The sequence below is a fragment of the Corallococcus silvisoli genome, from assembly GCF_009909145.1.
GTDB classification, from domain to species: Bacteria; Myxococcota; Myxococcia; order Myxococcales; family Myxococcaceae; genus Corallococcus; species Corallococcus silvisoli.
In genome coordinates this window covers 371135-396567 of record NZ_JAAAPJ010000003.1, presented here as the reverse complement: position 1 = coordinate 396567, position 25433 = coordinate 371135, and the positions used below count along the sequence as shown (strand labels likewise).

The following is a 25433-nucleotide window of genomic DNA, read 5'->3' as shown; positions in this document are numbered from 1 at the left end:
CAGACCTCGTGTCACGAATGTGTGACGTGAAGTGCTCGGTCGTGTGACAGGCCGAAGGCGCCCGTGACGGTGTTGAAACAACGGGGGGGAAGTGTGGCGGAACGCGGCGCCGCTCGGTAACGGGAGCGCAACTTCGCGTCCCCGTTCCTCTCGCCCCACGCCCTCATGACCTTCGCCCCGTCCCACCGCTCCGTCCTTCAGGCCCTGCTGGCTGGCGCCGCGCTGCTGTTCTCCTCCTCCGCCCTGGCCTGGGGCCAGGAGGCGCCGCCGGAGTCCGCGCCGGCCGGGGAGGCTCCGCCGCCCGTCGAGCCTCCCGCGCCCGTGCCTCCGGTCGCCGCGCCTCCTCCCGGGGAGGAGAAGAAGAAGGACAAGCCCTGGTACGAAACCCTCCGCCTGCGGGGCTACACGCAGATCCGCTACAACCGGCTGCCCAGCTTCCGGGTGAACGACTCGCTCATCAACGAGCAGGGGGATCGCTTCCTGGGGAAGGACACCGGCTTCGGCATCCGCCGCGCGCGGCTGGTCATCTCCGGGGACGTGCACCCGCACGTGTCCATCTACCTCCAGCCGGACTTCGCCTCCGTCATTGGCGACCAGTACAACGTCGCCATCATGCGGGACTGGTACGCGGACATCTTCGTCGACGCGAAGAAGGAGTTCCGCTTCCGCGTGGGCCAGTCCAAGGTGCCGTATGGCTTCGAGAACCTTCAGTCCAGCCAGAACCGGCTCGCGCTGGACCGCAACGACGGCATCAACAGCGCGCTGAAGGACGAGCGTGACCTGGGCGTCTTCTTCTACTGGGCGCCCGCGCACATCCGCGAGCGCTTCAAGTTCCTGGTCGACAGCGGCCTGAAGGGCTCCGGGGATTACGGCGTGGTGGGCCTGGGCGTCTACAACGGCCAGACGGCCAACCGGGCGGAGCGCAACAACAGCCCGCATGCCGTGGCGCGCGTCACCTGGCCGTTCCTCTTCGGCTCCCAATACGTGGAGGTCGGCGCGGGCGGGTACTACGGCCGCTTCAACCTCAGCGCCTCGCCTCGGGATGACGCCCCCTTCGCGCTCGCGCGGGGCGGAAACCTGGTGGATGCCCGCGCCATCGTCAGCCTGACCGTGTACCCGCAGCCCCTGGGCTTCCAGGCCGAATACAACGTGGGGCGCGGACCGTCGCTGGGAACGGGGCCGGACGCGAGGCTGCTCATCGACAGCCGGAACCTGCGCGGCGGCTACGCGCAGCTCATGTACAAGCTGGACGACGTGCTGGGGGTGTCCCTCATCCCCTACCTGCGCGGCACCCTGTATCAGGGCGGCAAGAAGTTCGAGACCAATGCGCCCCGCTACGACGTGCGCGAGCTGGAGCTGGGCGCGGAGTGGCAGATCTGGAAGGCGCTGGAGTTGACGGCCGCCTACGTCATCGCGGACCGGACCTCCTCGCGCTATCCCTATGAACAGGAGCAGGGGCACGTGACGCGCCTCCAGCTCCAGTTCAACTACTGAGGGCCCCGGCTACAGCCGGGGGTCCACCGGCTCGCTCTCCAGCGCCAGCACGCCGAAGACGCACTCGTGCACGCGGCGCAGCGACTCCTTGCGCGTGAAGCGCTCCAGCCCCTCGACGCCCAGCGCGAACTCGCGCAGCGCGAGGGAGCGCTTGGTGGACAGGCCCCGCTGGCGCAGGCGCTCCAGGTTCGCTGGCGCGGTGTACTCCGGGCCGTAGATGATGCGCAGGTACTCCTGTCCCCGGGACTTGATGGCGGGCTGCACCACCCCCCGCCGTCCGCGCACCGCGAAGCCGTGGGGCTTCACGACCATGCCCTCGCCGCCGCGCGAGGTGAGCTCCTCCCACCAGCGCACGCCGCCTGACACCGCCTCCGCGTCCTCCAGCTCGACGACGCGGTAGGGCGTGGCCATGAGGAACGACGGGTCCGCGCGGCACACGCGGGCCAGCGTCTCCATGTGCCAGACATGGTCCTTGTCCACGTGGGTCGCGCCCTCCGTGGCCAGGAGGTGGAAGGGCGCCAGCCGCACGTCGTCCAGCGACGCCACCGGCCAGCAGTAGCGCCGGTACGCCTCCACGTAGCGCTGCACGCTCGTGGCCTTGTCCGCGTACCGCGCGGCCAGGTCCCCGAGCGGGAGCCCTCGCGCCGTGGCCTGTCCCAGCACCGCCACGACATCCGTCAGCGCCGCGCGCGACGCCGCGCCCACCGCGGCGTACGGGTCGCGCAGCAGCTCCTGGGCCTTGAGCGACCAGGGCATCAGCTCGCAGTCCAGGCAGGCCCAGTCCGTCTTCAAGTCCTCCCAGAACCCGGACGCGTCCAGCGCCGCCCGGACGCGGGCGAGGAACGCGGCCTCCAGGGCCTCGTCGCTGAAGAAGCGCCGTCCCGTGCGCGTGTAGCAGACGCCCGTCTCACCGGAGGTGACGCCGAAGCGCCGCCGCGCGGCGTCCGCGTCACGCGCGAGCACCACCACGGCGCGCGAGCCCATGTGCTTCTCCTCGCAGACGACGCGCGTCACGCCCTCCCGGCGGTAGTAGTCGAAGGCCTCCTGGGGGTGCTCCAGGAAGCCGGCCTGCTGGCTCGTCTCCGACGGGGACATGGTGGGCGGCAGGTAGAGCAGCCAGCGCGGATCGATGGCGAAGCGGCTCATCGCCTCCAGCGCGGCGGTGGTGTTCTCCTCGCGCAGGGTGACGTTCGCGGCCAGCCGCGTGGAGATGACCCGCTTGCCCCGCACGTCCTCCAGGTCGAGCACGTCGTCCGCCTGCTGCTGCGCGCTCAGTCCCGGGGCCGCGGGGACGACGCCCAACGGCTTCACCGGCTCGCAGTGCGTGCGCAGCGCCTGCACGGACACCAGCTCGCGCTCCGGGTAGCGCAGGGCGGTGAGCTGGCCGCCGTAGACGCAGCCCGTGTCCACGCACAGCGTGTTGTTGACCCACTCGGCCTGGAGCACGGGCGAGTGGCCGTACACCACCGCCGCGCGGCCCCGGTATTCGGCGGCCCAGTTGAAGCGCACCGGCAGGCCGTACTCGTCCGACTCGCCCGTCGTCTCGCCGTACAGCGCGAAGCCCCGCACGCGGCCGGAGCCCCGCCCCTGCATGCTCTCCTTCATGCCCGCGTGCGCGACCACCAGGCGCCCGTCGTCCAGCACGTAGTGGGACACCAGCCCGTCGATGAACTTCGCCACCCGCTGGTGGAACTCCGGCGGCTCGCGCTCCAGCTGCTCCAGCGTCTGGGCCATGCCGTGGGACACGTTGACCTTGCCGCCGCGCAGCTTGCGCAGGAGCTTCATCTCGTGGTTGCCCGGCACGCACAGCGCCGTGCCGGCCTCCACCATGTCCATCACCAGCCGCAGCACGCCCGGGATGTCCGGGCCCCGGTCCACCAGGTCGCCCAGGAAGACGGCCTTGCGGCCCTCTGGCGCCCGCACGTCGAAGCCGGGCGTGCCGTCCGCGCGGGGCCGCACCTGGTAGCCCAGCTTCGCGAGCAGGGACTCCAGCTCCTCCCGGCAGCCGTGGATGTCGCCGATGATGTCGAACGGCCCGCGCTCGTGCTTGAGGTTGCACCAGAGCGGCTGTCGCTCCAGGACCACGGTGTCGATGACGTCCGGCCGGAGGATGTGGAGGTGGCGGAAGCCCTCGCGCTCCAGGCCGCGCAGCGAGCGGTGCAGCTGGGAGGCCTGGTTGCGCACGAAGCGGGAGCTGGCGGCGCGGTCCGGCCGCTGCTGGTTGCGCTCGATGCAGGTGCGCTCCGGCACGTCCAGCACCAGCGCCACGGGCAGCACGTGGTGGTCGCGCGCCAGCTCCACGAAGGCCTTGCGCGACTCCGGCTGGACGTTGGTGGCGTCCACCACCGTCAACAGGCCGCGCGCCAGCCGCTTCGCCGCGACGAAGCGCAGCGTTTCGAAGGCGTCCTTCGTCGCCTCCTGGTTGTTCTCGTCGTCGGACACGAAGCCCCGGTAGGTGTCCGAGGACAGGATCTCCGTGGGCTTGAAGTGTCGGCGCGCGAAGGTCGTCTTCCCCGCGCCAGAGGCGCCGATGAGCACGACGAGCGACAGCTCCGGAATATGGACGTTCATCGCTCGAAGACCCCCATCTGCGTGGGAGCGCCGACCTCCGCGTCGTTCTCTCCCACGGGCACGAAGCGCACGGTGTAGCCGAAGCGCTGGCACATGCCGTTCGCCCACGCCTCGAACTCGGCGCGGGTCCACTCGAAGCGGTGGTCGCGGTGGCGGAAGGTGCCGGCGGGGAGCGAGCTGAAGCGCACGTTGTACTCGGCGTTCGGGGTGGTGAGGATGATGAGGCCCGGCCGCGTGTGCTCGAAGAGCACGCGCTCGAACGCGGCGAGGCGCGGTGGGTCCAGGTGCTCGATGACCTCGATGACGGTGGCGGCGTCGAAGCCCGCGAGCCGCTGGTCGCGGTACAGCAGCGAGCCGTGCAGCAGCTTCACGCGCTGGCGTTGCATCTCCGGCAGCCGTTCAATGCCCAGCCGGTCATGGGCGATCTCCAGCGTGCGGTGCGACACGTCCATGCCGACGAGCTCGGTGATGCGCCGGTCCTTCAGCAGGACCTTGAGGAGCCGGCCCTCGCCGCAGCCCAGGTCCAGCACGCGCGCGGCGCCGTGCTCCTGGAGCACGTCGCGCACGCTCTGGAGCCGCTGCTCGTTGAGGCTCAGGCGGGACTCGAGCACGGCCTCCTCGGCGTTGCGTGTCTCCTGGCGCTCCTCGGGCTCCGGGGCCTCGTCGCCCGCCAGCCGCTCCAGCGCCTCGCGGGCGAGGCTGTGGCGGTGGCGCAGGTAGCGGCGGGCGATCTGCTCGCGCTCCGGGTGGGCCGCGAGCCAGCCCTCGCCGTGGCGCAGGAGCTTCTCCACCTCCTCGTCGCCCACCCAGTAGTGCTTGTCGTCGTCGAGCACCGGGATGAGGACGTACAGGTGCGTGAGCAGGTCGCCCAGCCGCACGCGCCCCTCCAGCGTGACGGTGAAGTAGCGGCTGTCGCCCCACGCGGGGACGGTCTCGTCGAGCGCGTGCCGGGTCGCGGTGACGGTGTAGCCGAGCGGTTCGAAGAGCCGGCGCAGGAAGCCCTCGCCGCCCCGGCAGGGCAGCACCGACAGGCGGGCGGAGAGGGGGAGCGGCGTGCCGGCCAGCTCCGGCCGGTCCTTGCTGCGCCCCGACAGCGCGGTGCCGAAGACGCGGGACAGGGCCACGCTCATGAAGGACGACGCCACGTAGGGGCGGTCGTTGACGTACTGGTCCAGCGTCCCGCCCGCGCCTCCCGGAGAGGTGGACCGGCCGCGCACCAGCGCGACGGGGTCCACCTCCAGGAGGAGCGCCGCCGTCGTGCGGTCCGCGGAGGCCTCCGGGTAGAAGACGTGGGCGTGTCCGAAGGGCAGCTCGAAGGACTGGGGCCGGTCCGGGTTCTTGTGCAGCAGGTAGCCCAGGTCCGTCGCGGGCGTGTGGGTCGTCGAGAGGGTCAGGAGCATGAGGGCGCGCGGGTCATCCTGCGGCGCGCTGGACGCACGGGACAAGGGGGCCTGACGAAGGGCCCCCGTCCACGGTGCTACCCGCCGACCACCTGGTCGATGGCGCCGAAGATGCTGCCGGCCTCATCGCGCATCTCGATGCGCACCCGGTCGCCCCGCTTGAGGAACGGCGTCCGGGGCGCGCCGTCCTGGAGCGTCTCCACCATGCGCAGCTCCGCGATGCACGAATAGCCAGCGCCCCCGGCGCTCACGGCCTTGCCCGGCCCGCCGTCGGGGCCCCGGTTCGACACCGTGCCCGAGCCCACGAGGGTCCCCGCGCACAGCGAGCGTGTCTTCGCCGCGTGCGCGACCAGCGTGCCGAAGTCGAACGTCATGTCGACGCCCGCGTCCGCGCGGCCGAACGGCTGGCCGTCCAGGAACACCTCCAGCCTCCGGTGCAGCTTGCCCTCCCGCCACGCGGGGCCCAGCTCATCCGGCGTGACGAACACCGGGGAGAACGCCGATGCGGGCTTGGACTGGAAGAACCCGAAGCCCTTCGCCAGCTCGCCCGGAATCAGGTGGCGCAGCGACACGTCGTTCACCAGCCCCACCAGCACCACGGCATCCAGGCCCTGCTCGCGAGTGGCCCCCAGCGGCACGTCGCGCGTCACCACCACGACCTCTCCCTCCATGTCGCAGCCCCACGCCTCGTCGGCGAGCGGAATGGGCTGGCGAGGGCCGAGGAATCCGTCGGAGCCCCCCTGGTACATCAGCGGGTCGGTCCAGAAGGACGCGGGCAGCTCCGCGTTGCGCGCGCGGCGCACCAGCTCCACGTGGTTCACGTAGGCGGAGCCGTCCGCCCACTGATAGGCGCGGGGCAGGGGCGCGGCGCAGCGCTCGGGCTCGAACGGGGCGCCCGGGAGCGCGCCTTGCTCCAGCCGCTCCGACAGCGCGCGGAGGGCCGGCGCGTGCCGCTCCCAGTCGTCGAGCGCGGCCTGGAGGGTCGGGACGACGGCGGAGGCGTCCGACTGCCGGGAGAGGTCCTTCGACACGACGACGAGACGGCCATCCCGTCCCACGTTGAGGGAGGCGAGCTTCACGGCAGCCGGGCCTTGGGCAGGTCCGCCCAGCACGCGTCGTAGTCGGCTTGCAGCGCGGGGCTCTCCATCGCGGCGCGCGTCGGGGAGATGACCCAGCGGGTCTCGAACATGAAGGCCAGTGTGTTGTCGATCTTCCGGGGCGACAGGTCCGCGGCGACCGCCGCCTCGTAGGTCTTCCGGTCGGGGCCGTGGGCGCTCATGCAGTTGTGGAGCGACGCGCCTCCCGGCACGAACGCGTCCGCCTTCGCGTCATAGACGCCGTGCACCAGCCCCATCAGCTCGCTCATCACGTTGCGGTGGAACCAGGGCGGCCGGAACGTGTGCTCCGCCACCATCCACCGGGGCGGGAAGATGACGAAGTCGCAGTTGGCCGTCCCCGGCGTGTCGCTGGGCGACGTCAGCACCGTGAAGATGGACGGATCCGGGTGGTCGAAGCTCACCGTGTTGAGGGTGTTGAAGCGCGCCAGGTCGTACGTGTACGGCACGTGCGTGCCGTGCCACGCGACGACGTCGAACGGCGAATGGTCGAGCGTCGTCTCCCAGAGGTTCCCCTGGAACTTCTGCACCATGCGCGTGGGCCGCTCCACGTCCTCGTACGCCGCCACCGGGGCCACGAAGTCGCGAGGGTTCGCCAGGCCGTTGGACCCGATGGGGCCCAGCTCCGGCAGCCGGAACGCAGAGCCATAGTTCTCGCAGATGTAGCCGCGCGCGGGGCCACCCGGCAGCTCCACCCGCATGCGCATCCCGCGAGGGATGAGCGCGACGTGGCCCGGCGGGACGTCCAGCACGCCCAGCTCCGTGACGATGCGCAGCGCCCCGGACTGCGGGACGATGAGCAGCTCGCCGTCGGCGTTGAAGAACGCGGTGTCCGTCATGGACGCGTTCGCCGCGTAGAGGTGCACCGCCGCGCCCGCGCCCTCGGCCGGGGAGCCGTTGCCGCCCAGGGTGAAGAGGCCTTCCAGGAACGTCGTCGGCGCGGTGGGCAGCGGCATCGGGTTCCAGCGCAGCCGGTTGGGCGACGGGGGCACTTCGCGGAACGGGCCGCTGCGCAAGAGGCGGGACTCCACCTGCCGGTACGCCGGGTGGCCCGCGCTCGGCCGCAGCCGGTAGAGCCAGGTGCGCCGGTTCACCCCGCGCGGCGCGGTGAAGGCCGTGCCGGAGAGCTGTTCGGCGTAGAGGCCGAACGCGACGCGCTGTGGCGTGTTCTGGCCCACCGGGAGCGCACCGGCGAGGGCCTCCGAGGCGTGCTCATTCCCAAAGCCTGTCAGTTGGCGAACGGTTTCCATGGCACCGTAAATAGTAACAGATGAAACCAGATGGGCAAGGCTCAGGGGGCCTGCTGGAGGGCGCGGATGGCGGCGCGCTCGACGCGCTCCAGGAGGGCGCGGAGCACCGCGCGCTCGGCGGGCTTGAGCTCCGCGAGCACCTCCGCCTCCGCCTGGAGCGCCGCGGGGGCCACCCGCGCGTAGAGGCGGCGGCCCGCGGCGGTCAGCGTCAGGCGGCGCGAGCGGGCGTCGCTCTTGCTCGTGGCGCGCCGCACCAGCCCGCGCTCCTCCAGGGAGCGCGCGGCGCGGCTCACCGGGACCTTCTCCATCCGCGTGCGCCGGACGAGCTCCAGCTGCGAGCGCTCGCCGTCCTCGCCGAGCACCGCGATGAGCCGCCACTCCTGCGTGCTCAGTCCGTCCTCGGCCGCGTACACGCGGGCGATGCGCTGGCTGACGACGTTGTCGGCGACCGACAGCCGGTAGGGGAGGAAGTCGTCGAGGGTGAGGCGCGCGGCGCGTGCTTGGCTCATCGTGACCCCGAATATCGCCCGCGCGGCCTTCGGGCCAGCCATGAGCCCCTGGTGTCTGGTGTCATCAGGCCCCCGACGGCAGTCATCAGGGCGCGGCTCCTCGCGAGCCTCGGAGGCCCTGGCAACCCGTTGAAATCACGGCGGGGGCTGTCAGGACGGGCGCGCTCCGGGGGCGGCACGGTGGTTGCTCTAGGGGTGGTTCATCCACGCGTTCCGCTCCCGAGGTTCCGCCATGAAGCTCCGCTCCTCCTCCTTCTCCACCCCGTCGCTCTCCTCCGGCTCGCGCTCGCGCAGCAGCAGCGCGCCCCCCAAGATGGAGACGCCGAAGACCGTGGCGCCGAAGATGGAGACGCCGAAGACGGTGAAGCCGGAGACGGCCTCGAAGCCGAAGCCGCCCTCGCCGGCGGAGCTGCAGAGCGGCAAGAACAACCTGAAGCCGGCGGACTACGGCGTCGTGCACCCGGACCTGTCGGGCGTCCGGACCCGCCGTGACAGCAAGCAGTCGGGCGCGGACTTCGCGGACTTCACGTCGGATGCGCGCACCTCCACGCACCGGCTGATGGACAAGCCGGTGGGCAACCGGATGATGACGGAGCTCAACGGCCGCACGCAGCACGTGAACCCCGGCGCGACGGGCACCGCGCAGAAGCCGCTGACGGTGGCGGACATCTACTCCGGGCGGGATGCCTCCATGCCCATGTCGCACGCGCCGCGCCACGACGGCACCCTCCAGTCGCTGCGCCCGGCGTACCGCTACGACGGCCAGCCCAGCGCGGGCCAGGCCAGCCGCATCAACTACAACGAGAAGGACCCCGGCCAGCGCTTCAACAGCCTGGGCCACGAGTCGGTCCACGCGTGGCGCGCGTCCAATGGCTTGCAGGTGAGCCCGCTGGCGGCCAGCAAGCACAGCGACGCGGAGGTCTTCAAGCGCTACCCGGAGCACTCGGCCGCGATGAAGGACACCGTGGAGACCCGCCTGCGCCTGACGGAGGAGTTCGAGACCGTGGGCCTGCGCCCCACGCCGCACACGCCGAAGAACTGGGCGCCCACGGAGAACGGCATCCGCGCCGAGCACGGCCTGCCGGCCCGCCAGGACTACTCGGGCTTCCGGCCCCACGGGAACAAGAACGACCAGAACCTGGAGAACTACGACCTGGGTTCGGACGACCGCAGCCGGTTCCAGAAGTTCATGGGCACGCCTTCGCCCATGGGGAAGATCCTCGACGACCTGGAGAAGTGAGCCCGTCGCGTCGGCGGTCCCCTGGGACCGGGCAGGCACCGGGCGAGGGTGTCATCGATTGGAGGGACACCCTGCCCGGGGTGGATTGCCAGGGGCGTGCGCACCCCCCACCGTTGCCTGGGACGTCCGGGTGTCGCGTGAACCGCCACGCGGCCGGGCCGGCGTGCCCGGGGGAACATCGTGCGCGCGCAAGTCCTGCTCATCCTCATTCCCGCGTTGATGGCGCAGGGGCCGTTCGGCCGGGCCCATGCCGCCAGCCCGCCGGTCGCCGATGCCCCTTCGCAAGGGACGCAGGGCGATGCCTCCGTGCCGTCGCGCGTGGCCTCGCTCGCCGAGGGGGCCAGCCTCTTCGACGACCTTGGCAACTTCCAATGGACGGTGACGACGAAGTCGCAGGACGCGCAGGCGTTCTTCGACCAGGGCATGCGGCTCACCTATGCCTTCAACCACGACGAGGCCGCGCGCTCGTTCGCGCGGGCGGCCCAGCTGGACCCGTCCTGCGCGATGTGTTTCTGGGGCGTGGCCCTGGTGCAGGGGCCCAACTACAACATGCCCATGCTTCCGGACCGGGCCGCGACCGCCTGGGAGGCCTTGCAGCGGGCGAAGGCGCTCGCTTCCGAGGGCACTCCGACGGAGCAGGCGCTCATTGGCGCCCTGTCCCGGCGCTATGGCGGGCCCGAGCCGCGCACGCCGGAGGAGATGAAGCCCTTCAGTCAGGCCTATGCCAAGGCCATGCGGGACGTGGCCCAGCGCTTCCCGGATGACCAGGACGTGCAGGTGCTCTTCGTGGAGTCCCTGATGGATTTGAACCCCTGGAAGCTGTGGTCGCTCCAGGCCAGGCCGGAGCCGGGCACGGAGGAGATCGTCTCCCGGCTGGAGGCGGTGCTCGCGCGCGTCCCGGACCACCCCGGCGCCAATCACTATTACATCCATGTGATGGAGGCTTCGGACCACCCCGAGCGAGCGCTGCCGTCCGCGCGCCGGCTGCCCGACTTGATGCCGGGGGCCGGCCACCTCGTCCACATGCCCGCGCACATCTACCAGCGGCTGGGGAAGTACGAGGAGGCGTCGGAGAGCAACCGCCGCGCCATCCAGGCGGATGAGGCCTATCTGCGCCGGGTGAACCCGACCGGTTACTACCCCATGTATCTGGCCCACAACTGGGGCTTCCTCTCGTATTCGGCCTCCATGGAGGGCCGCTCCGAGGAGTCCATCCGGGCGGCGCGCGAGGCGGCGGGTGTGATGAAGCCCGAGATGGTGGATGCGATGCCCGGCATGGACTTCTTCGCCGCCGAGCCGCTGCTCGCGATGGTGCGCTTCGGGCGCTACGACGCGCTGCTCGCCGAACCCAAGCCGGATCCGAAGTACCCCGTGCTGATGGGGCTGTGGCTGCACGCGCACGGGCTGGCGCTCGCCGCCCGCGGCCACATCAAGGAGGCCCGGGCGGAGCACGCGAAGCTCGTGGCGCTGGCCGCGGATGTGCCCGACACGCTGACCGCCGGCAACAACTCCGCCAAGGACGTGCTGGACGTGGCGGCCCGGGTGCTCGACGCCTCCATCGCCGAGCGCCAGGGAAAGTCCGATGCGCTGACGCTCTGGGAGGACGCGGTGCGCGCCTCCGACCAGCTGGCCTATTCGGAGCCCAGCGACTGGTTCTATCCCGTGCGTCACTTCCAGGGCGCGGCGCTGCTGGACGCGAAGCAGTGGAAGGCCGCGGAGTCCGTCTACCGGGAGGACCTGCGCCGCAACCCTGGCAATGGCTGGGCGCTGTTTGGCCTCACCCGCGCGTTGGAGGGGCAGGGCCGGACCGCCGACGCCGCCTCCGCGCGCGAGCGCTTCGACGAGGCGTGGGCGAACGCCGACTTCAAGCTCACCCGCACGGCCTTCTAGCAGGCTGTTGACGAAGCCCGGTTTGCAGGCATGAGGCCGGTCCTCTCGTTGAGTTCGCTCTCAACCTCCGTCCGCTCCCTGCCTTTGAAACGCCGGGACTTCATCCCCTCGAGCACCATCACGGCCGCGTCGCGCTCGGCGCAGCCCTCCCTCCGGCATCACCGCGAGGTCCACGAGCAGCCCGTCGCGGTCCTCCATCACGCCATTGAGGCTGTAGGCCAGCCGCGCCTCCGGGGCCGCCGTCGAGGCAGCTGCTCCGCTGCTCGGTCGAAGTGGGGCGCCGGGGCGACTATCATGTCGCGGCCTTCCCCTGCGCGGGGCCTAGCCTCCCCAGCAGGGCCAGCAGCGCGTCAACATCCGTGTCTTGCGTGCGCCAGGACGATACGCTGATACGCATGGCAGGACGCCCCTGCCAAACCGTGCCGCTGAACCATGCGTCGCCGGATGCCTGTACCGCCGCGCGCACCGCCAGCGTCTGCGCATCGCTCGTGCAGCGGAACAGCACCTGATTGAGCGTCACCGCGTTGAGCACCTCGAAGCCGGCCCGCGCCAGGCCATCGCCAATGCGGCGCGCTTGCGCGCAGTGCCGCTCAACCAGCTCGGCGATGCCTTCGCGCCCCAGGCTGCGCAGCGCCGCCCACACCGGAATGCCACGAGGCCGGCGCGAGAACTCCAGCGTGAGGTTCTTCTGCGCGTCCATCCGGGCGCTGGAATAGGCGGCATCGCTGTTCATGGCCTCTGCCAGCGCCCGCGCATCGCGGCAGATGGTCATGGCGCAGTCGTAGGGCGTGTTCAGCCACTTGTGCGCGTCGGTCGTCCAGCTATCGGCCAGCTCGATGCCTTGGGTCAGGTGGGCCAGCGATGAGGCTCGCGCCCACAGGCCGAAGGCGCCATCCACATGCACCCATGCGCTGGCCTTTCTGGCGTGCGGCATGAGCTGGTCGAACGGATCGAATGCGCCGGTATTCACCTCGCCCGCTTGCAGGCAGAGGATTGTGCGCTCATCCAGCGGCGGCAGCCGGGCGGCATCCACCCGGCCTTGGGCATCGACTGGGGCATGGACGATCTGGTTCAGCCCGAAGCCCAGCACGCGCAATGCCTTCTTGACCGTGATGTGGGCCAGCTCGGAGACCACCACCCGGATTTCCGGCGCTCCGTTCAGTCCCTGGCCGTCGAAGTCCCAGCCCAGGCGCGCCAGCAGCTCGCGCCGCGCGGTTGCCAAGGCGGTCAGCGTGCAGGCCGTGGCGCTGGTGCCGAAGCCGACGGCGCTGTCCCACGGGAGCCCCAGCGCGTCGAGCACCCAGCGGGCGGCCACACGCTCCAGCGTGGCCGACACCGGCGAATTGTCGAAGGTTGAGGCGCATTGATCCCACGCCAGCATCAACCGCTCCGCCGCCGCTGCGGCGGGCAACGCCGCGCCGATCACGAAACCGAAGTAGCGCGGGCCGTTGGACGCGGTGGTCGCGGGCGATCCCCTTTCGTCCAGCAGCGCCAGCGTGTCCTCGGCGGGCGAACCCTGCTCGGGTAGCGGCTCGTCAAAGGCCGCCAATGCGGCGATTGCTGCGTCCGAAGGAAACACCCGGCGATGGCCATTGGCTTCGGTGTAGCGACGACCGCGTGCATCGGCATCCGCCAGCAACTCCAGTTCGTCCATTCGAGAGTCCCTCCGTTCCTGTGTCATGCCCGAACCGCCGCCGGGGGCGTGGCCCGCCGCGTCGTCCACCAGAACAGCAGCGCCAGCAGGCTGACCGCTGCGCCCAGCAGGCACACGCCCTGCCAGCCGGCATGGGCATAGGTCGCCGTCGTGCTGATCGCGCCCAACCCGCTGCCGATTGCATAGAACAGCATGTAGAGGCCGACCAGCCGGCTGTGCGCCTCGGGCCGGGTGCGGAAAATCATGCTCTGGTTGGTGACGTGCAGCGCCTGGCCGCCCAGGTCGAGCAGCACGATGCCGACCACCAGCGCCCCGAGCGACCATTCCATCAGCGACAGTGGCCACCAGGCCAACAGCAGCGCCACGAGTGCCGCTGCGCTGGTGCGCTGGACATGGCCACGGTCGGCCCATTGCCCGGCACGCGCGGCAGCCAGCGCACCGACCACGCCGACCAGGCCAAAGGCGCCGATGGCGGTGTGCGAAAAGCCATGGGGCGGTGCACTCAGCGGCAGCACCAGCGCACTCCAGAAGATGTTGAACGCCGCGAACATCAGCAGCGCCAGCACGCCGCGCACTTGCAGCGCCTTCTCCTGCCGCAGCAGCGTCAGCATGGAAGCGATCAGGCGCGGGTAGCTCATCGCATTCGGCTTGGCGGCCAAGGCGGGCAGCCGCCGCCACAGCGGCAGCGCGATCCCCAGCATCAGCGCGGCGGCGCAGAGGTACACGCCGCGCCAGCCGGCCAGGTCGCTGACGCCGCCAGCAAACACCCGGGCGAGCAGCAGACCGATGAACACGCCGCTTTGCGCCGCGCCGACGACCCGCCCTTGTTCGTGGGGCGCGGCGGCGCTGGCCGCGTAGGCGATCAACCCCTGCGTCATCGCCGTACCCAGCAAGCCCACGGCGAGCATGCCCGCCAGCAGCGCAGACGCAGAGCGCGCCATGCTCACCGCCGCCAGCGCGGCCACCAGCGCCAGCAGTTGCATCGCCATCAGGCGGCGGCGGTCCCCCCGGTCGCCCAGCGGCACCAGCAGCAGCAAGGCCAGCGCGCAACCGGTCTGCGTGGCCGTGACCACACCGCCGATCGCCGCATGGCTGATGCCGAAGTCCCGTGCCAGCGCGTCCAGCAAAGGCTGGGCGTAATAGACATTCGCCACACTCAAGCCGCTGGCGATGGTGAACAGCCATACCAAGCTGCGGGGCATGTCCGCAGGCCGGGCCGGGGCGTTGCTTCGACCCGGCGGTGACGGTGTCGCACGAGAAGCCTTCACGTTCCCAGGTCCATTCAATCCGACTGCAAAACCGATTGAATTCTAAGCCATGTAGTTGCAAAATGCAACCAAATGTCTTGCCCCTGTCAGCCTGCCAGGAGACTCCATGCCGTCCCGCAGACCCATGAACGACGAACCTTGTCCTGTCGCGCGCTCCGTCGACCTGATCGGGGACCGCTGGTCGCTGCTCATCGTGCGCGATGCTTTCGACGGCATGCGCCGCTTTGGTGATTTCCAGGGGAGCCTGGGTGTGGCGCGAAACATCCTCTCCGACCGGCTGCGCAAGCTGGTCGAGGCGGGCATCCTGGAAACGCAGGACGCCTCGGACGGTACGGCTTATCAGGAGTATGTGCTGACGGTCAGGGGAGAAAGCCTGTTCCCCATCGTGGTGGCGCTGCGGCAATGGGGCGAGCAGCACCTGTTCAAGCGCGGCGAACGCCATTCGGTGCTGCTCGACAAGCGCACGGGCAAGCCGGTTCCGCGCATGGCACCACAAGCCAAGGATGGCTCGATGCTGCTGCCTGCTGCCACCGAAGTGCGGAAAGTGACGTAAGGCGATGCGCGGCTGCGCGATTGGGCCAGCGCCTGCTTGCTGGTGTACCGCATCGGATTGATGAGACACCAGGTTGGCTGTCTTCAGGCCGCCTGCCTCTGCATCAGCTCCCGCCGGGCCCGACTCGGCGAGGGGAAGTCGTGGCGCTCCAACAGCCAATGCACGCTGAGCTTGGCCTGGGGCCACAGGCACCGCGGAAGAATCTCGTCACGGATGATGGACTTGGATACGTCTCCGTGGAGCTTCCGAACAACCAGGCTCATGTCGCATCATGGAAGATGATGCCGACCGGAGGGTGAAGGCCCGCCGCCCCCGCGAAAGCCATACACCCAGGCGCCGGCGGCCCCGAGCGCGGGCAGCACCACGGCGACGGTGAGCGCGATGAACACGGCGTCATTGGTGGCCTGTCCGATGAGGTCCACGCCCGACACGCGCAGCCAGGCCTTCACGCAGGTGATGGCCCAGTTGGCGTAGTTGGCGACGATGACCGCCCAGGCCAGCCGCTGCTGCCCCACGGCGCCGTAGCGCAGCATGGGCAGTGTCCACGCGACGCCCAGGAGGAAGAAGGTGCCCATCAGCGCGTTCAGGTGCGCCGCGAGCGCCATCCCTGGATCCGCGGGCACCTTGCCCGTCATCGCGGCGGACACGTAGCCCCCCGTGAGCAGCCCCACCAGCATGAGCCATGCAGCGGCGTGGGCCATCCGCCGCGCGGCGGGAAGGACGGTGGGCGGCGCGCTGGCGGTGGGGGAGCTTTCGGGACGGACGTCCCCGGAGATGGAAGGAGTGGGGGCGGTGCTCATGGTGGGCAGGGCGGCATCCTCGCACCCGGCGCCTGGGAGACGCCAATGCCCCCGTCCTGACTCCGGGCGTCAGAAGCGGGCCTGGAGCAGAACGCTGAAGCCCACCGCGTTGGCGGGTCGCAGGACGGGCCTGGACACGCCCGTCTCGTCATTCTCGAAGGTCGCCCGGTTCGGATCATGGGTGAACGACGCCTCCGCGAGGACTCCCGCCACCGCTCCCAGGTCCCAGCGGGCGGTGGCCTTCACCGTCACCGCCGTCTTGGGCTCCGCGCCCTCGGGCAGGATGGAGAGCTGGTTGGGCCCCAGGAGCACCGTGGTCCAGTCGGGCGCCGGCACTCCGAGCACCGACTGGCGGAACGAGGCGGGGCGGGTGAACCGCAGCAGCAGCCCGGGCGTCAGCCCCCAGTCCTGAATGTGGTAGTCACTGCTCAGCGTGCCTGACACCTCTGGCTGGGTGTCCGCGCTGCTCCTGAACGCCTGGAAGGGAGGGATGCCGGGGACGTCCGCCTGGATAAAGCCGGGCGTCCGGAGGTAGACCAGCGCGTGTGCCCGCCAGAAGCCCTGCTTCACCCGTCCCTCCAGCGCCCCCGCTGTCGAGGTCTGGGTCTTGGGCTGGAACGTGGATGCTTCGGGGTCCTGGAGCCCCTGCGACACGAGGCTCCCCTCCAGCGACACCGACGCGCCGAAGCCGCCCGGGTAGGTCTCCGGGACGAAGAACCGCTCGAAGAAGGTCGGGTCGCCCGTGTAGAGCGCCAGGTCGACGTTGTTCCCGACGGGCACGCCGTGGTGCCACGCACCCCCCAGCGAGGCGCCGCGCACGGGAACGTGCATCTCGATGCCCAGGGTTCCCACGCCGGGAACCTGACCCCGGTTCAGCACGGTGCCCTTCAATGCCAGCCGCAGCTCGGGGGTGACGTCCACGAAGCCTCCCGCGAGCAGGGCGTAGCGGCGGGAGGTCTCCAGCCGCAGGCTGTCGAGCACCTCCGCGGACTTGAGCGCCGCGAAGGCCTCCCACCGCCGGCGTGACAGGCGCAGCTCCAGCGCGGACTCGGTGCTGGCGCGGTTGGAGAAGGCCTTCCGCTCCCAGGTCACCGGGTAGGTGAAGCCCATGTACAGCCGGGTCGTGCTGAGCGGATGGACCGCGAGGACGACGCCCTCCTGGGACTCCCAGCTGGAAGGCCGGTAGCGCAGGCTCAGGGTGCTGCCATTGTCCACCAGCCCGAACGTCTGGCTGTTGCCGCCGTTGGAGAGGAAGAGCGACAGCGCCGCCTCCGCGCGCAGGCCCGACGCGAGCTCTGGCGTATGGCCCTCCAGCGCCGCATGGAAGGACGTGGTGGAGCCCTCGGTGTCGACATCCTGGTCGCTGGCGAAGAAGGACAGCCGCGCCTGGAGTGCGGAGTTGATGGAGGTGGGCTCGGAGACCTGGCCCAGGCAGAGCAACAGCGGGAGTGTCAGCAACGGAGAGGTCATGGCGCGGGCGCGTCTAACACATCCCGGAAATGGCCCGCCGGCGACGCCCGTTCGCGCAACTAGTTTTCAGGCCGCTTGCGTCTCGTCGATGCGGCTGTGACGCTGCGTGTCCGGCATGAGCGCGTAGACGAGCAGCGAGCAGAAGATGCCGCCCGTCACGTACCAGAAGAACCATTCCTCGTGCCCGGCCAGCTTCAGGCGCGTGCCCACGTACTCCGCGGTGCCGCCGAAGAGCGACACGGTCAGCGCGTAGGGCAGCCCCACGCCCAGGGCGCGGATGCGCGCGGGGAACAGCTCCGCCTTCACCACCGCGTTGATGGACGTGTAGCCGGAGAGGATGACCAGGGCCGCGAGCACCAGCAGGAAGGCGGTGAAGGCGTCCCGCGTCCGCGTCAGCGCGGTGAGCAGCGGCACGGTGCACAGCGTGCCCATCACGCCGAACCCCATCAGCACGGGCCTGCGTCCGACCTTGTCGGAGAGCGCCCCGAACGCCGGCTGCAACAGCATGTAGAGGAACAGGGAGCTGGCGGAGATGAGCGTGGCCTCGTCGCGCGTCAGCCCCACCGAGTTCACCAGGAACTTCTGCATGTAGACGGTGTATGTGTAGAAGGCCAGGGTCCCGCCCAGCGTGAGGCCCACCACGACGGCGATCTCCTTGGGGTGGCGCAAGAGCTCGCGCATGGGGTGGTGCCGTGACGCCTTCGCGGCCTCGCGGGTGAAGGCCTCCGTCTCCACCATGTCGCGCCGCATGTAGAAGCCGAAGATGGCCAGCCCCGCGCCAATGCCAAACGGGATGCGCCAGCCCCAGGCCTCCAGCTGCGGGCCCGTCAGCACCAGCCGCTGCAACACCAGCAGCGTCAGCGTCGCCAGCAGCTGTCCCAGGATGAGCGTGACGTACTGGAAGGAGCTGTAGAAGCCCCGGTGCCGGGAGGTGGCCACCTCGCTGAGATAGGTGGCGCTGGTGCCGTACTCCCCGCCCAGGGAGAGCCCCTGGAGCAGCCGCGCGAGCATCAACACGGCGGGCGCCAGGACCCCGATGCGCGCGTAGGTGGGACACACGGCGATGACCAGCGACCCCAGGCACATCAGCGAGACGGACAGCGTCAGCGCGGACCGGCGGCCGCGCTGGTCCGCGTAGAGCCCCATCACCCACCCGCCCACGGGGCGGATGAGGAAGCCGAGCGCGAAGACGCCTGCGGTGTTGAGCTGCCGCACGACGGGATCCGCGTCCGGAAAGAACGCCTGGGCGAAGTACAGCGAGAACGCCGAATAGACGTAGAAGTCGTACCACTCGATGAGGTTGCCGACCGAGCCGCCGAAGATGGAGCGCAACCGCTGCCGCATGGGGGGACTTCTAGCCTGAACTCCCCCCACGGCGATGCCTGGAAGTGGAAGCCCGCGCCGTGCTCAGGCGCGCAGCGTCCGGCCGAACAGCTCCTGCAACCTGCGCCAGTGCGTCTCCGCGGCCTCCGCGTTGAAAGCGGCCGAACCCTCCACGGAGTAGCCGTGGCGCGCGCCGGGGTACAGCTCCGACACATGCTTGACGCCCGCGTCCTTCAGCGCGGCCTCCAGGGTCTGGATGGCCTGGGCGGGCATCGAGTCGTCCTTGTCGGCGTGGCCGAAGTACAGCTCGCCCTTCACCTCTCCCACCCTCCGGTGGGGGCTGTCCGGCGACTCCGTGGCCAGGCGCCCCCCGTGCGAGGACGCCGCCGCGCCGATGCGCTCCGGGAAGTCCGCGGCCATGCGCACCGCGATGCCACCGCTGAAGCAGTAGCCCGCGACGCCTGCCTTCGGGCCCTTCACGAAGGGCTGGCGGGAGAGGAAGTCCAGCTCCGCTCCAGCATCCAGCTTCTGCCGCTCCGGCGTCAGCGCGCCAATCAGCCCGTAGATGCGCTTGCGGAACGTCTCATCCGCGAAGGAGCCGTCGAGGTCGAGCTTCGACGTGTGCCCGTCCCGGTAGAAGACGTTGGGCAAGAGCACGACGTACCCCGCCTTCGACAGGCGCCGCGCCATGGACTCGAAGGCGGGCCGGATGCCAAAGGCATCCGCCAGCATGATGACCGCCGGCCAGGGCCCCGCGCCCTCTGGCTGGAACAGCTTCGCGTCCATCACTCCATCCGCGGTCTTGATGTCGACGTCTTGCATGTCCTGGCGGACCTCCGTGTCCGGGTGTCGGGCGGAGCCTTCCGCCCCGGGGCAGGGTGACACCACACGCGGTGGACCTCCGCCATCCCTTTCGAGCGAGGAGTCCTCGTGCCCCTCATGAGCGAACACTCTCCACGGTCCAGGAAGAAGGCCGGGCCGCCCTCCGCGGGCGCCCGGCCTTCCGTGCTTCACGTGACGCGGACTAATTGACGCAGTTGCCCCAGCCGCGCTTGCCGTTGGTGACCGTCATCTCCCAGTAGCGGGTGCCGCTGTTGTAGTCGATGGACACGCCGTCGCTGAAGTCGCTGGTGCTGAAGTTGCCGCCGATGCCAGACAGCAGACAGGCCACGCCGCCGGGGTTGTAGGCCAGGTTCGCCGTGAAGCCGCCCGGGTTGCCGGCGATCCACAGCCAGCCGCCCTGATCCGTGGCCACGTCCACGCACACCGCCGTGCCGCCACCGGCCGCGGCCATGTTGCCACCCAGGTACCAGTTGAGGCCGTCATTCCAGACGCGGACAAAGTCGGCGTTGGCCGTGAGGCCGCCCGCGGCCTCCACCTGGGTGAGGAAGCAGCGGCGCTGCGAGGTGACCGCGCCCAGGAGCTTCGCCGCCTGACCCTGGTACCAGGAGACTTCCGGCGTCCGGTTGGTGGCGGTGCTGAGGCACTGGATGCCCGTGCTCAGCGCCTTGCTGTTGTTGTGGCTGACGAACATCTCCCAACTCCCGCCGTACAGGAACACGCCCGCGCTGGACCAGCTGCCAGCGGTGGCCGGCTTCAGGTTTCCCTGGATGCCGGAGAGGAAGCAGGTCCGGCCCGTGGCGGTCCCGATGGACGTGGAGGTGAAGCCGTTGCTGGTGGTGCCCCACCAGTAGGTCCCTCCCAGTCCGATGGCCTGCTCGCTCGACGCGAGCGACGTGTCCTCCGCGGCCGACGGGGTCGGGTCCTCGCCGGTGCCGGTGCCCGCGTCCATCATCGGATCGCCACCACACCCCACCGCGAAGAGGCCCAGGGGCACCGCCAGGAACAGCTTCCGGGTGAATCGAACCATCCGCATGTCACTTCTCCGTTCATTCGTGGGATGCAACGCCAGCGCTGCGTCATGGCCCGCTGGGTCCTGCTCCGGGCCTATCGCCATCGGGGAGCGTCCCGTCGCTAGAGCAACGAAGGTGCCAGCCCCTCCTCCCTGGGGGCCGCGCGCGAGGACGGCAAGACTTGCTGGTCCCCGGCGCTCGCGGACTGCAGGCCTTGCATGGATGGCAATCATTGCCGTGGACGGGGCTGGCGCCGCCGGATGGAAGGTGTGTCAGCGCCCGGCTCCTGGCAGGATCGGACGCGGGCGTTTCCAAGGAGGAGGTCGAGGTGCACATCCATCGCGAGGGCGCGAGCGCCGTCCGGACGCTGCTGCTGCTGAGCGCGCTGCTCGGGGGCGGCGCATGGGCGGAGGTGACGCGGGCGGAGTTCCTGGTGCCGTCGGAAGAGGGCATCGAGGTGTCCGTGCGCGAGGTGAAGGACACCGGGATGCAGGTGTCGGGGCTCGCGCCCCTCATCCTCCTGCACGGCGCGCGCGTCCCAGGACGGGCCTCCTTCGACCTGCCCGTCGAGGGCGGTTCGCTCGCGGAGGAGCTCGCGCGCGCGGGGCACGCCGTCTACATCATGGACGCACGGGGCTATGGCGGCTCCACCCGGCCGCTGGCCATGAGCACGCCCGCGAAGGGCCGGCCCCTGGTGGGGTCGCACGAGGTCGTGCAGGACGTGAACGCGGTGGTGGGCTGGGTGAAGGCGCGCACGGGGCAGCGCCGCGTCGGGCTGCTGGGGTGGGCCACTGGTGGGCACTGGGCGGGGATGTACGCGAGCCTCCACCCGGACAACGTGAGCCACCTCGTGATGCTCAACGCGCTGTACGCGGGGAGCGCGGTGCATCCGAGGCTCGGGCGGGGCACTGACTTCGAGGATCCGAAGCGGCCGGGGCTGTTCAACGCGGAGGGCCTGGGCGCCTACCGCTGGAACACGGGGGCCTCGCTGATGGCCGTCTGGGACCAGACGCTGCCGCCGGAAGAAGACAAGGCGAAGGCGCGCGATCCAGAGGTGGCCGCGGCGTTCCAGCGGGAGGCGCTCGCGAGCGACCCCCTGGGGCTCTCGCGCACGCCGGCCGCCTTCCGTGCGCCCTCCGGCGCGCTGGAGGACAGCTTCTATCTGGCCACGGGGCGGCAGCTCTGGGACGCGGCCTCCATCTCCGGGCGCGTGCTCATCCTCCGCGCGGAGAACGACTTCTGGAGCCGGCCCGAGGACGTCACCCGCCTCCAGGAGCACCTGGTCCACGCGGCCAGTGTGAAGGCCGTGGTGCTCCCGGGCGCGACGCACTTCGTCCACCTGGAGCGTCCGGAGCGGGGGCGCCGCCTCCTGCTGGACGAGGTCCTGCGCTTCACCGGCGCCCGGACGACTCCCGCCGCGCGGCCCGTGAAGGAGGCTTCGGGCTCGAAATGATTTCCATCCGGAGACTGGAACAGGCGACCCCCGAGGAGCGGCACGCGCTGGCCCGGCTGCTCATCGACTCGGTGGAGGGGGGCGCGTCGGTGGGCTTCCTGCCGCCGCTCTCGCTGGAGGCCGCGGCGGAGTACTGGCAGGGCATCTTCGCGTCGCTGGGGCCGGGGCTGGTGCTCTGGGTCGCGGAGCTGGACGGGCGCATCGTCGGCACCGTGCAGCTGGCGCCGAGCCTGCGCCCGAACGGGCTGCACCGCGCGGAGCTCCAGAAGCTGCTCGTGCACTCGAGTGCCCGGGGACAGGGGCTCGCGTCGCGGCTGCTGCACGAGGTGGAGGCGTTCGCGAGGAGCGCGGGTCGCACGCTCCTGGTGCTCGACACGTTGGCGGGTTCGCGGGCGGAGGCCATCTACCGGCACTTCCAGTGGCAGCGCGCCGGGGAGATTCCGGACTGGGCCCGGCACACCGACGGCGAGCTGCACCCCACGGTCCTCTTCTACAAGCGCCTCGTCCCGTAGCGGGGGCCGGAGGTCACTCCGGGATGCGCCGCCTCACGGCGCGCGAGGGCAGGGTGGGTCGCTGGGGCAACGGCCCGAGGCGTCGCGGGGCAGCGTCTGCGTGCACTCGGCGATGCGCGCGAAGGTGTTCGTCGCCAGGAAGTCCACGGCGGCCGAGCCGTCCCAGCCGCGCAGGATGCCGTGGCCCGCGCTGTCCTCGATGGAGGCCCCGGTGATGAACGCCGTGGCGGGCTCCTTGAAGAGGAGGATGGCGGAGCTCACGTCGAACGAGGGCGGCAGGTAGTTGCAGCCGTAGCTGGAGCACAGGCAGGGGCCGCCCGCGTAGCGCACGCGGATGTTCTCCAGCCGGTTGGCGGGGTTCGTGCCATCGAAGCGCAGTCCGGCCCAGTCCCCGGCGGCCGGCGCGGCCTTCGCGGAGGTGAAGACCACCGGCCGGGCCTGCGTGCCGGCGGCGATGAGCGCGCTCTTCCCGTCATAGACGAGCAGCCGGCTGCCGGGATCGAAGCGCAGCTCGGCGCCGGCTTCCAGGGTCAGGGTCGCGCCCAGGTCGTGGTTGCCCACGGTGAGGTCCGTCACGTGGTACGGCACCCCGAGGTCGCGCACCGTCGCGTTGCCGCCCAGATAGGAGAGGGTGGCGGATGCGATGCCGGGGCCCACGAGGATGGCGTCCTCGCGGTTGCCTGTGTAGGTGCCCGAGGGCAGCGTGCCCAGCGCGTTGGGGTTGATGCGCAGCGGCTGGGGCTTCGACTCGCTCCCCGAGCGGGTGATGGTCAGCGCGTTGGAGCCGTCCGCGAACCCGGCGGTGCCGTTGATGACGACGCCGGGGCCGGCCGAGTCCTCGATGGTGACGTGATCCACGAACAGGGGCCGGGCACCGGGGAGGTCCGCGCCCGCGCGCACGCGCACGGTGGCGTCCGCGGAGGACGGGTCTCCACCTCCCGACAACGTCGTCCACGACAGGCGCACGGTGCTGCCCTCGGCGACCAGCAGCTGGCCCCACGGCCGGCTGGAGTCCGCGGCCTGGAGGCGCACCGGCCGCGCCTGCGTGCCCTGGGTGATGAACGCACCCCCGCTGTTCACCTGGATGCTGGCCGAGCTGCCCAGGCTCACGAGGGTGCAAGGCTCCACGGTCACGGCGGCGTTCACGTTCAGCGACGAGACGGCGTGGGGGCTGTTGGCGCTCCAGGTCTCCGGCGCGGAGATGGTGCCCTGGTGCGTGACGGTCGCGCCCGTGGGCGTGGGACAGCCGGTGTCCACCACGCCCGAGTCCGGCGTGTCGTCGGGCGCCGGGTTGGACTCCGACGAGCACCCTGGCAGGGCGAAGGCAGTCAGCAACAACAGCAGGGCAGGGTGTCGGAGCGAAGCGCGCATGGAATCCGTCTCCAGGTGGGTGGGGCCTCACCTGAACCATCGCTGTTTCAATCCATGCGTGACAATGCGGATGTGTGTTGTTTCACCGGCTACAGCGTGTTGCTTCGTGGGCAACGGCGGCGCGCGAGGCAATCCCTCTCATGTGCATCCACCCTCCGCGTCCGGGCGGTGTCGGGTACTGCCTCGCGGGTGAAGTCCTCGACGCGGGTGGGGGGCGGCCCGCGATGGGGTTGATGGCCCGGGCCCTCAACCCGTGCTGGCGCGCCACTTCAGGGGCGTGCTCGAGAAGCCGCTCGTGGCGCGGGCCAGGCCAAGCTCATGGGCGCAGGGCGGCCCCGTCCGGCCCGGGCGGCTCACGTTCGGGGCGCATGCGCGCCCTGGTGACCCGAGTCATCAGGTGGTGAATACCGTCATCGCGCCACGTCGCGCCGAGTGACCGGCGTGGCGACCCAAGTGCCTGATTTTCAAGGTGGTGACGTGCCCGGACGGTCGCCGCGGCGGGCTCGGGGCGCTGGCACGCGCCCTGCTCTAGGTCCAGGCGTGCAGCACATCGGCGGCCCCGGTTCTCTTCCCTGGCCCGCCCCCACTCCTCGGCCTCCCGGAGTCTGAAATGTCCATCGCGTCCTTCAACCGCTCGTCCTTCTCCAGCCCCCTCTCGAACACCTCCCGCATCAAGCCGGTCTCGACGCCGGTCCAGGACGTGGCGAGCATCTCGGCGGCGCAGCCCCAGAACGACGTGCGGCGGAAGCTGATGACCGACTCCTTCGAGTCGGGGCCCAGCGCGCTGGGCGGCGCTTCCGGCGGCTTCGAGAAGACGATGTCTCAGGTGGTGGAGCAGCTGGGCGAGCTCGTGCAGTTGCTGCAGTCCCTGGGGACGCAGACGCCGGGAGGTCCGGCCGCCGACCTGGGCGGTGAGACGCAGGACGCGACGCCCAGCGTGGGGAGCGCCTCGGGTGGCGCGGCCCCGGCGAGCCCGGAGGCCGACTCGTTCTTCGGCGCGCCCAAGGCGCAGAGCTCCGCTCCTGCTTCCAGCGCGGCCAGCGGCGCGAGCGACGCGGCACACCCCACCTACGACAGTGACGCGGGCCCGGGCTTCGGCCCGCCCTCCGCCGGGTCCACCGAGCAGGTGAACCCGAGCGAGCCCTGGCTGGCCCGCAACAACGTGGGCACGCCCTACAACAGCAACATGCAGCTCATCGACCCGGGCCAGAAGAGCCAGTTCAAGTACACGAACACCTTCACCAACAACACGAGCGAGCCGCAGACCGTCACGCTCTGGAACAAGACGGGCGAGAACGGGGGCCCGAACGACGGGCAGAACTTCGACAAGAGCACGCCGAAGACGTTCACGCTCCAGCCCGGCCAGTCGCAGCTGGTGGCGTTCGACACCAACAGCAGCGTGGCGTGGAGCGTGTCGAAGGACGGCTCGGCGAACGCCGGCGCCAACTCCGGCCAGACCTGGGGCGAGGCGACGTTCGCGAACGCCGGCACGGGTTGGAGCGGCTACGACACCAGCCAGATCAGCCCCGCGGGCCACAACGGCAAGATGTCCATCACGAACGAGGCCAATGGCGTCCGAGTGACGGAGGCCAATGCCTGGCAGACGCCCTCGGACGACCCCGCAGGCCACGACATCGGCGTCCCCGCCGGGCCGCTGAACCTGGTCACGACCCTGGGCTGAGCCGGCCGCCGAGGCTCGAACGGCGC

General features: G+C 70.6%; 21 protein-coding genes. 7 read left to right on the top strand and 14 right to left on the bottom strand.

Annotation, left to right across the window (positions count from 1 at the left end):
- The first annotated feature begins 165 nt into the window (after positions 1 to 165).
- Entirely contained in the window at positions 166 to 1494 is a 1329-nt protein-coding gene (locus tag GTY96_RS08065) for a porin (RefSeq protein ID WP_143899512.1), read from the top strand.
- Between the two features lie 9 nt (positions 1495 to 1503).
- Here the strand turns inward: GTY96_RS08065 and GTY96_RS08060 are convergent, their stop codons facing one another.
- From GTY96_RS08060 to GTY96_RS08040, 5 genes are all read right to left on the bottom strand, one after another.
- A complete protein-coding gene (locus tag GTY96_RS08060; protein ID WP_161664374.1) occupies positions 1504 to 4065 on the bottom strand; it encodes a polynucleotide kinase-phosphatase in 2562 nt (853 codons plus the stop codon).
- A complete protein-coding gene (locus tag GTY96_RS08055) occupies positions 4062 to 5465 on the bottom strand; it encodes a 3' terminal RNA ribose 2'-O-methyltransferase Hen1 (RefSeq protein ID WP_161664373.1) in 1404 nt (467 codons plus the stop codon). Before GTY96_RS08055 ends, GTY96_RS08060 begins: the two co-directional genes overlap by 4 nt.
- A 77-nt stretch (positions 5466 to 5542) precedes the next feature.
- Complete coding sequence (locus GTY96_RS08050; protein ID WP_161664372.1) at positions 5543 to 6544, bottom strand: fumarylacetoacetate hydrolase family protein; 1002 nt, start codon at positions 6542 to 6544, stop codon at positions 5543 to 5545.
- Positions 6541 to 7830: a homogentisate 1,2-dioxygenase gene (gene hmgA / locus GTY96_RS08045; protein ID WP_143899508.1), complete on the bottom strand. Its 1290-nt coding sequence runs from the start codon at positions 7828 to 7830 to the stop codon at positions 6541 to 6543. The genes GTY96_RS08050 and hmgA overlap by 4 nt, the downstream gene beginning before the upstream one ends.
- Before the next feature lie 41 nt (positions 7831 to 7871).
- Complete coding sequence (locus GTY96_RS08040; protein ID WP_143899507.1) at positions 7872 to 8339, bottom strand: MarR family winged helix-turn-helix transcriptional regulator; 468 nt, start codon at positions 8337 to 8339, stop codon at positions 7872 to 7874.
- 232 nt (positions 8340 to 8571) lie between these two features.
- Here GTY96_RS08040 and GTY96_RS08035 point away from each other — a divergent pair, with 232 nt between their 5' ends.
- On the top strand, positions 8572 to 9579 hold the full coding sequence (locus tag GTY96_RS08035) for a M91 family zinc metallopeptidase (RefSeq protein WP_161664371.1): 1008 nt from the start codon (positions 8572 to 8574) through the stop codon (positions 9577 to 9579).
- A 180-nt stretch (positions 9580 to 9759) separates the two neighbouring features.
- Positions 9760 to 11469, top strand: a complete 1710-nt coding sequence (locus GTY96_RS08030; protein ID WP_161664370.1) for a tetratricopeptide repeat protein — start codon at positions 9760 to 9762, stop codon at positions 11467 to 11469.
- A gap of 292 nt (positions 11470 to 11761) precedes the next feature.
- Here GTY96_RS08030 and GTY96_RS08025 read toward each other — a convergent pair whose 3' ends face one another.
- Both GTY96_RS08025 and GTY96_RS08020 read right to left on the bottom strand, forming a co-directional pair.
- The gene (locus GTY96_RS08025) at positions 11762 to 13123 is read right to left on the bottom strand and encodes a pyridoxal phosphate-dependent decarboxylase family protein (protein ID WP_161664369.1); all 1362 of its coding nucleotides are present in this window, start codon (positions 13121 to 13123) and stop codon (positions 11762 to 11764) included.
- A gap of 23 nt (positions 13124 to 13146) precedes the next feature.
- Complete coding sequence (locus tag GTY96_RS08020) at positions 13147 to 14325, bottom strand: MFS transporter (protein ID WP_201755915.1); 1179 nt, start codon at positions 14323 to 14325, stop codon at positions 13147 to 13149.
- A 190-nt stretch (positions 14326 to 14515) separates the two neighbouring features.
- Here GTY96_RS08020 and GTY96_RS08015 point away from each other — a divergent pair, with 190 nt between their 5' ends.
- On the top strand, positions 14516 to 14944 hold the full coding sequence (locus GTY96_RS08015) for a winged helix-turn-helix transcriptional regulator (RefSeq protein ID WP_201755914.1): 429 nt from the start codon (positions 14516 to 14518) through the stop codon (positions 14942 to 14944).
- Positions 14945 to 15027: 83 nt separating this feature from the next.
- Here GTY96_RS08015 and GTY96_RS08010 read toward each other — a convergent pair whose 3' ends face one another.
- From GTY96_RS08010 to GTY96_RS07985, 6 genes are all read right to left on the bottom strand, one after another.
- Positions 15028 to 15207: a hypothetical protein gene (locus GTY96_RS08010; protein WP_161664366.1), complete on the bottom strand. Its 180-nt coding sequence runs from the start codon at positions 15205 to 15207 to the stop codon at positions 15028 to 15030.
- A 6-nt stretch (positions 15208 to 15213) separates the two neighbouring features.
- Positions 15214 to 15744, bottom strand: a complete 531-nt coding sequence (locus tag GTY96_RS08005) for a hypothetical protein (RefSeq protein ID WP_235685446.1) — start codon at positions 15742 to 15744, stop codon at positions 15214 to 15216.
- A 69-nt stretch (positions 15745 to 15813) separates the two neighbouring features.
- A complete protein-coding gene (locus tag GTY96_RS08000) occupies positions 15814 to 17214 on the bottom strand; it encodes a hypothetical protein (protein WP_161664365.1) in 1401 nt (466 codons plus the stop codon).
- A 66-nt stretch (positions 17215 to 17280) separates the two neighbouring features.
- Entirely contained in the window at positions 17281 to 18558 is a 1278-nt protein-coding gene (locus GTY96_RS07995; protein WP_161664364.1) for an MFS transporter, read from the bottom strand.
- Positions 18559 to 18621: 63 nt separating this feature from the next.
- On the bottom strand, positions 18622 to 19359 hold the full coding sequence (locus tag GTY96_RS07990; RefSeq protein WP_143899501.1) for a dienelactone hydrolase family protein: 738 nt from the start codon (positions 19357 to 19359) through the stop codon (positions 18622 to 18624).
- 202 nt (positions 19360 to 19561) lie between these two features.
- The gene (locus tag GTY96_RS07985) at positions 19562 to 20413 is read right to left on the bottom strand and encodes a hypothetical protein (RefSeq protein ID WP_235685445.1); all 852 of its coding nucleotides are present in this window, start codon (positions 20411 to 20413) and stop codon (positions 19562 to 19564) included.
- Between the two features lie 305 nt (positions 20414 to 20718).
- On the opposite strand from GTY96_RS07985, the gene GTY96_RS07980 reads away from it, so the two are divergent.
- Entirely contained in the window at positions 20719 to 21843 is a 1125-nt protein-coding gene (locus tag GTY96_RS07980; protein WP_186001822.1) for an alpha/beta fold hydrolase, read from the top strand.
- Positions 21840 to 22355 (top strand): GNAT family N-acetyltransferase, encoded by a 516-nt coding sequence (locus tag GTY96_RS07975; RefSeq protein ID WP_143899500.1) that lies wholly within the window; start codon positions 21840 to 21842, stop codon positions 22353 to 22355. The genes GTY96_RS07980 and GTY96_RS07975 overlap by 4 nt, the downstream gene beginning before the upstream one ends.
- 33 nt (positions 22356 to 22388) lie before the next feature.
- Here GTY96_RS07975 and GTY96_RS07970 read toward each other — a convergent pair whose 3' ends face one another.
- Positions 22389 to 23726: a hypothetical protein gene (locus GTY96_RS07970; RefSeq protein ID WP_161664363.1), complete on the bottom strand. Its 1338-nt coding sequence runs from the start codon at positions 23724 to 23726 to the stop codon at positions 22389 to 22391.
- Between the two features lie 610 nt (positions 23727 to 24336).
- Between GTY96_RS07970 and GTY96_RS07965 the strand changes: the two genes are divergently transcribed.
- Complete coding sequence (locus GTY96_RS07965) at positions 24337 to 25407, top strand: hypothetical protein (protein ID WP_161664362.1); 1071 nt, start codon at positions 24337 to 24339, stop codon at positions 25405 to 25407.
- Positions 25408 to 25433: the final 26 nt, after the last annotated feature.

Excerpts from the sequence above, each read along its gene's own strand:
- GTY96_RS08065 (WP_143899512.1), top strand. The coding sequence starts at position 166 with ATGACCTTCGCCCCGTCCCACCGCTCCGTCCTTCAGGCCCTGCTGGCT.
- GTY96_RS08060 (WP_161664374.1), bottom strand. The coding sequence starts at position 4,065 with ATGAACGTCCATATTCCGGAGCTGTCGCTCGTCGTGCTCATCGGCGCC.
- GTY96_RS08055 (WP_161664373.1), bottom strand. The coding sequence starts at position 5,465 with ATGCTCCTGACCCTCTCGACGACCCACACGCCCGCGACGGACCTGGGC.
- hmgA (WP_143899508.1), bottom strand. The coding sequence starts at position 7,830 with ATGGAAACCGTTCGCCAACTGACAGGCTTTGGGAATGAGCACGCCTCG.
- GTY96_RS08040 (WP_143899507.1), bottom strand. The coding sequence starts at position 8,339 with ATGAGCCAAGCACGCGCCGCGCGCCTCACCCTCGACGACTTCCTCCCC.
- GTY96_RS08035 (WP_161664371.1), top strand. The coding sequence starts at position 8,572 with ATGAAGCTCCGCTCCTCCTCCTTCTCCACCCCGTCGCTCTCCTCCGGC.
- GTY96_RS08025 (WP_161664369.1), bottom strand. The coding sequence starts at position 13,123 with ATGGACGAACTGGAGTTGCTGGCGGATGCCGATGCACGCGGTCGTCGC.
- GTY96_RS08020 (WP_201755915.1), bottom strand. The coding sequence starts at position 14,325 with ATGCCCCGCAGCTTGGTATGGCTGTTCACCATCGCCAGCGGCTTGAGT.
- GTY96_RS08015 (WP_201755914.1), top strand. The coding sequence starts at position 14,516 with ATGAACGACGAACCTTGTCCTGTCGCGCGCTCCGTCGACCTGATCGGG.
- GTY96_RS08010 (WP_161664366.1), bottom strand. The coding sequence starts at position 15,207 with ATGAGCCTGGTTGTTCGGAAGCTCCACGGAGACGTATCCAAGTCCATC.
- GTY96_RS08005 (WP_235685446.1), bottom strand. The coding sequence starts at position 15,744 with ATGAGCACCGCCCCCACTCCTTCCATCTCCGGGGACGTCCGTCCCGAA.
- GTY96_RS08000 (WP_161664365.1), bottom strand. The coding sequence starts at position 17,214 with ATGACCTCTCCGTTGCTGACACTCCCGCTGTTGCTCTGCCTGGGCCAG.
- GTY96_RS07995 (WP_161664364.1), bottom strand. The coding sequence starts at position 18,558 with ATGCGGCAGCGGTTGCGCTCCATCTTCGGCGGCTCGGTCGGCAACCTC.
- GTY96_RS07990 (WP_143899501.1), bottom strand. The coding sequence starts at position 19,359 with ATGCAAGACGTCGACATCAAGACCGCGGATGGAGTGATGGACGCGAAG.
- GTY96_RS07985 (WP_235685445.1), bottom strand. The coding sequence starts at position 20,413 with ATGCGGATGGTTCGATTCACCCGGAAGCTGTTCCTGGCGGTGCCCCTG.
- GTY96_RS07975 (WP_143899500.1), top strand. The coding sequence starts at position 21,840 with ATGATTTCCATCCGGAGACTGGAACAGGCGACCCCCGAGGAGCGGCAC.
- GTY96_RS07970 (WP_161664363.1), bottom strand. The coding sequence starts at position 23,726 with ATGCGCGCTTCGCTCCGACACCCTGCCCTGCTGTTGTTGCTGACTGCC.
- GTY96_RS07965 (WP_161664362.1), top strand. The coding sequence starts at position 24,337 with ATGTCCATCGCGTCCTTCAACCGCTCGTCCTTCTCCAGCCCCCTCTCG.